This is a genomic window from Curtobacterium sp. 22159, from assembly GCF_052045775.1.
GTDB lineage: Bacteria > Actinomycetota > Actinomycetes > Actinomycetales > Microbacteriaceae > Curtobacterium.
Map to the genome: position 1 here is coordinate 1 of NZ_JBQEPN010000007.1, position 3,871 is coordinate 3,871.

Here is a 3,871-nt window from a genome sequence, read left to right on the forward strand (position 1 = left end):
AAGGACCAGACGCACTCCCCACTCCGACCGCGATCAGCGGACGTCGTCAGAGAGGCTGGTTTCGTTGCCCGGGCGAGACTCGGAGGCGACCGTTCCGGCCGTTCCGTTCTCCGCCTAGCGGCAACGAGTGATTACTTTACGCAGAGGTGAACGGGAGCACCAACCGGGCCCGCATCCCGGGCGTGTCGGCCCGGAGAAGCCCGGAAGCACGCGGATCGAGACGCCCGGAGCGAGCCGAGGACGACCGCCGAGACGACGGAAGGCGCGGTGCGAACCCGCACCGCGCCTCCTGGCATGACCGAACCGATCGGCTACTCGGCCGCAGCCAACTGGCCGCAGGCGCCGTCGATCTCCTTGCCGCGGGTGTCGCGCAGGGTCGTCGGGATGCCGGCGGCGTTGAGCCGCCGGACGAACTCGTCCTGCACGTGCACCTCGGACGACGTCCACACCGAGCCGGGCGTCGGGTTGAGCGGGATCGGATTGACGTGCACCCACCCCTTGCCGCGCTTGTTGAGCTTCTCGGCGAGCAGGTCGGCACGCCACGCGTGGTCGTTCATGTCCTTGATGAGGGCGTACTCGATCGAGACCCGACGGCCCGTCTTCACGAAGTAGTTGTGGGCCGCGTCGATCGCCTCGTCGGCCTTCCAGCGGGAGTTCACCGGGATGAGCTCGTCACGGAGTTCGTCGTCGGGCGCGTGCAGGGAGAGCGCGAAGGTGATCGGGATGTCCTCGTCCGCGAGCTTGTTGATCGCGGGGACCAGCCCGACGGTCGACACCGTGATGCCACGCGCGCTCATGCCGAGCCCGTGGGGCTGCGGGGCGATCATGGTCCGGACGGCGTCCATCACCCGCTTGTAGTTCGCCAGGGGCTCCCCCATGCCCATGAACACGATGTTCGTCACGCGTTCGGCGTCGACGCGGTCCTTCCCGCCCTTGCGCGGGTCACCGCCGAGCTCCCCGGCAGCGATCGCGGCGTTCGCCCGGACGATCTGCTCGATGATCTCCGCCGTGGACATGTTGCGGGTGAGCCCCTGCTGCCCGGTCGCGCAGAACGGGCAGTTCATGCCGCAGCCGGCCTGGGACGAGACGCAGAGCGTGATGCGCCCCGGGTACCGCATCAGCACCGACTCGACGAGCGCGCCGTCGTGCAGCTTCCAGAGGAACTTGATCGTGTCGCCCTTGTCCGTCTCGAGACGCCGGGTCTCGGTGAGGAGCGGCGGCAGCATGCCCGCGACGAGTTCGTCGCGCTGCGCTGCCGGCAGGTCGGTCATCTGGGCCGGGTCGGACGTGTAGTGCGTGAAGTAGTGCGTCGAGAGCTGCTTCGCGCGGAACCCGGGCAGGCCGAGCTCCTTGACCTTCGCCACGCGTTCCTCGACCGTGAGGTCGGCGAGGTGCACGGGCGGCTTGCCCCGCTTCGGGGACGCGAACTGCAGGAGCGGTCGCCCCTCCGAGTCCTGCGCCTGGGTCCAGCCCTCGGTGCGCGGGCGCACCTGCGGACGAGCGGAGCGCTGCGCTTCGAAGGGGGTGCGGGTCTCGGTGGCCATCACGCCAGTTTACGGGAGGCGCGTGGTGCGTGCAGGACGCACGGAGCGCGGTCCTGCGGGTCGCCTCCCGGACGGGGTCGTCGCCGTCAGCTGCCGGCGGGCAGGACGCGCGCGAAGTGGTGCGCCGCCGCGTACATCGGGACGATGTCGACGACCGCTCCCGGGTGCGGAGCCTGCAGCACGAGGCCGTCGCCGAGGAAGATGCCGACGTGGTCCTCGTTGTCGTACACGACGAGGTCGCCGGGCTTCGCCTCGGACTCCGGGATCGTCGTGGCGGCGGCGTCCTGCGTCGGGACGTAGTGCACGAGCGGGATCCCCACGGCGGCGTACGCCACCATCGTCAGGCCGGAGCAGTCGATGCCCTCGTGGCTCGCACCGCCCTCGACGTAGGGGTCGCCCATGTACTGCAGGGCCGTCGACACGACCGTCGCCCGGTCGCCCCCGGCGGAGAGGACCTTGGAGATCGCGTCCTCGGCCTGCTGCGTGCTCACGCCGAACTTCGTGACGATCGTCGGGTAGGACACGATCGTCGTGGTGGTGGTCATGCCGTCGGTGGACACGACGGGCACCTGGACGTCCCGGGCGACGGTGTACGTCTGCGTGTGCTGCGACGTCGTCGTGCCGTGGTGTGCGTCGGTGGACGGGGTCGCGGCGTTCGCGGGGACGGCGAGGGTCAGGCTCGAGGTCACGGCGAGGGCCGGTGCGAGGAGGATCGCCGCACGCTTGGCGTTCGCGGCCCGGCGGACGTGGCGCGGGTCGGCGGCACGCTCGGCCCGGAGCGCCGCCGAACGGCTGAGGACCGCGGCACCTGCGACGGCGTTCGACGCGACCGGCCGTTCCGGGGACAGCGACACGGTGCGCGCCGGCTTGGTGTGCTCCACGAAGGTCGAGCGGGCCACGGCCGGCCCGAAGGCGGAGCGACGGCCACGCGGGCGACGGACCTCGCTGTCGAGAGCCGCGGAACGGACGGAGGGGGCAGCTCCACCGGTGCCGGTGGTGACGGCAGCTGCGCCGTCGGGTGCTGCGGGGAGTGCGTGGCGTCCCATGGTTCCTTCCGGGTCGGACGAGCCGACCCGAGCAGATGACGAGGTGACTCGGGAAGATAACGTATTGGTCACGAACCTGGTCTCCGCTGGGTGGACCCGGTGGGTTCCTGCAGGTCATCACAGGCTCGGCTCCTCCTCGCAGGATGCTCAGAACCGGCCATCAGGCGGGTGTCTGCCGCATGAGGGCGGCGATCCGCGCCTCCCGTCCGGCCGCCAGGTCGTCCAGTCGAGCCGCCAGCGCGACGACCGATCGGTCGACCGGTGCGTCCCCCGAGATGTCCCCCGGTACCGGCGTCCCCGCACGGACCGCGAGCGGCAGCACGCCCGCCCAGACGGTGTGGTCCTCGCCGTCGTCGACGGCCTCGCCGACGCCCGCCGCGCGGATCTTCACGCTCGCCCGGTCGAGCGGGAGCTGGAGGACGTGGGTGGCGCGGACCTCCTTCGCCGTCATCTCGCGCACCTCGGCCCGGCGGCCGGGCATGAGGTGGTCGGCGACCTGCCGGAGCGCTTCGGGACGGAGGGCCTCGGGGACCACCGTCGCGTTGCCCACGATCATCGCGCTGCGGTAGTTCGCGGAGCTGTCGAACGTCGAGCGGGCGAACACGAGTCCGTCGACGTGCGTCACCGTCGCGGAGACCGGGACGCCGGTGGTGCCGGCGTCGAGGAACAGGCCGCCTCCCGTCGAGCCGTGGAGCAGCAGGACGGGGCCGGCGCCCAGGTCGCCCACGCCGCAGAGGAACGGGAGGACGATCGGGTGGCCTCCGCGCACGAAGCCGACGTGGGCGACGATGCCCTCGGCGAGGATCGCGAGGAGGTCGGCCGGGTCGTGGGACTGGCGGTCGCGGAGGCGGCGGACGGCGAGGGACGGAGTCGCCGGGTCCGCGTCGGTCGCGTCGGTCGGCTCTGTCGGGTCGGACGGGAGGCTCGTGGTGCGCATGCGGCAACGCTAGGGTCGCAGGTGGTCCGGTCGGTGGACCAGATCGGTGGGACTCGGGTGGACCAGTTGCCGGACCGGGGGAAGTCAGCGGTGGTCGTCGCGCGGGTGCGCGGGATGATCCGGGACGGCACGCTCGCCGCCGGGGACGCACTGCCGTCGACCCGAGCGCTCGCGGCGGAGCTCGGGGTGGCGCGCGGGACGGTCGTCGCGGCGTACGAGCAGCTCGACGGCGAGGGGTGGATCCGGACGCGGCAGGGAGCAGCGGCGCGGGTGGAAGCGGGGGTGCCGTCGGGCGGCGACGGTGCTGCGGGACGCGGCGCGGCGGGACCCGGCGCGGCGGGACC

General features: G+C 72.2%; 4 protein-coding genes. 1 reads left to right on the top strand and 3 read right to left on the bottom strand.

What is annotated here, in order from left to right:
- Positions 1-311: 311 nt before the first annotated feature.
- The 3 genes from rlmN to ACTJKO_RS09520 all read right to left on the bottom strand — a co-directional run bounded on the left by rlmN (position 312) and on the right by ACTJKO_RS09520 (position 3,527).
- On the bottom strand, positions 312-1,544 hold the full coding sequence (gene rlmN, locus ACTJKO_RS09510) for a 23S rRNA (adenine(2503)-C(2))-methyltransferase RlmN (protein WP_440688027.1): 1,233 nt from the start codon (positions 1,542-1,544) through the stop codon (positions 312-314).
- Between the two features lie 86 nt (positions 1,545-1,630).
- The gene (locus tag ACTJKO_RS09515; protein ID WP_440688029.1) at positions 1,631-2,590 is read right to left on the bottom strand and encodes a C40 family peptidase; all 960 of its coding nucleotides are present in this window, start codon (positions 2,588-2,590) and stop codon (positions 1,631-1,633) included.
- Between the two features lie 160 nt (positions 2,591-2,750).
- Positions 2,751-3,527 carry a pyridoxamine 5'-phosphate oxidase family protein gene (locus ACTJKO_RS09520; protein ID WP_440688031.1) on the bottom strand — a complete coding sequence of 259 codons (777 nt, stop codon included), beginning with the start codon at positions 3,525-3,527 and terminating at the stop codon, positions 2,751-2,753.
- Positions 3,528-3,548: 21 nt separating this feature from the next.
- Between ACTJKO_RS09520 and ACTJKO_RS09525 the strand changes: the two genes are divergently transcribed.
- Positions 3,549-3,871: GntR family transcriptional regulator (locus ACTJKO_RS09525; RefSeq protein WP_440688033.1), on the top strand; the 323-nt coding region annotated here is incomplete at its 3' end.

Excerpts from the sequence above, each read along its gene's own strand:
- rlmN (WP_440688027.1), bottom strand. The coding sequence starts at position 1,544 with ATGGCCACCGAGACCCGCACCCCCTTCGAAGCGCAGCGCTCCGCTCGT.
- ACTJKO_RS09515 (WP_440688029.1), bottom strand. The coding sequence starts at position 2,590 with ATGGGACGCCACGCACTCCCCGCAGCACCCGACGGCGCAGCTGCCGTC.
- ACTJKO_RS09520 (WP_440688031.1), bottom strand. The coding sequence starts at position 3,527 with ATGCGCACCACGAGCCTCCCGTCCGACCCGACAGAGCCGACCGACGCG.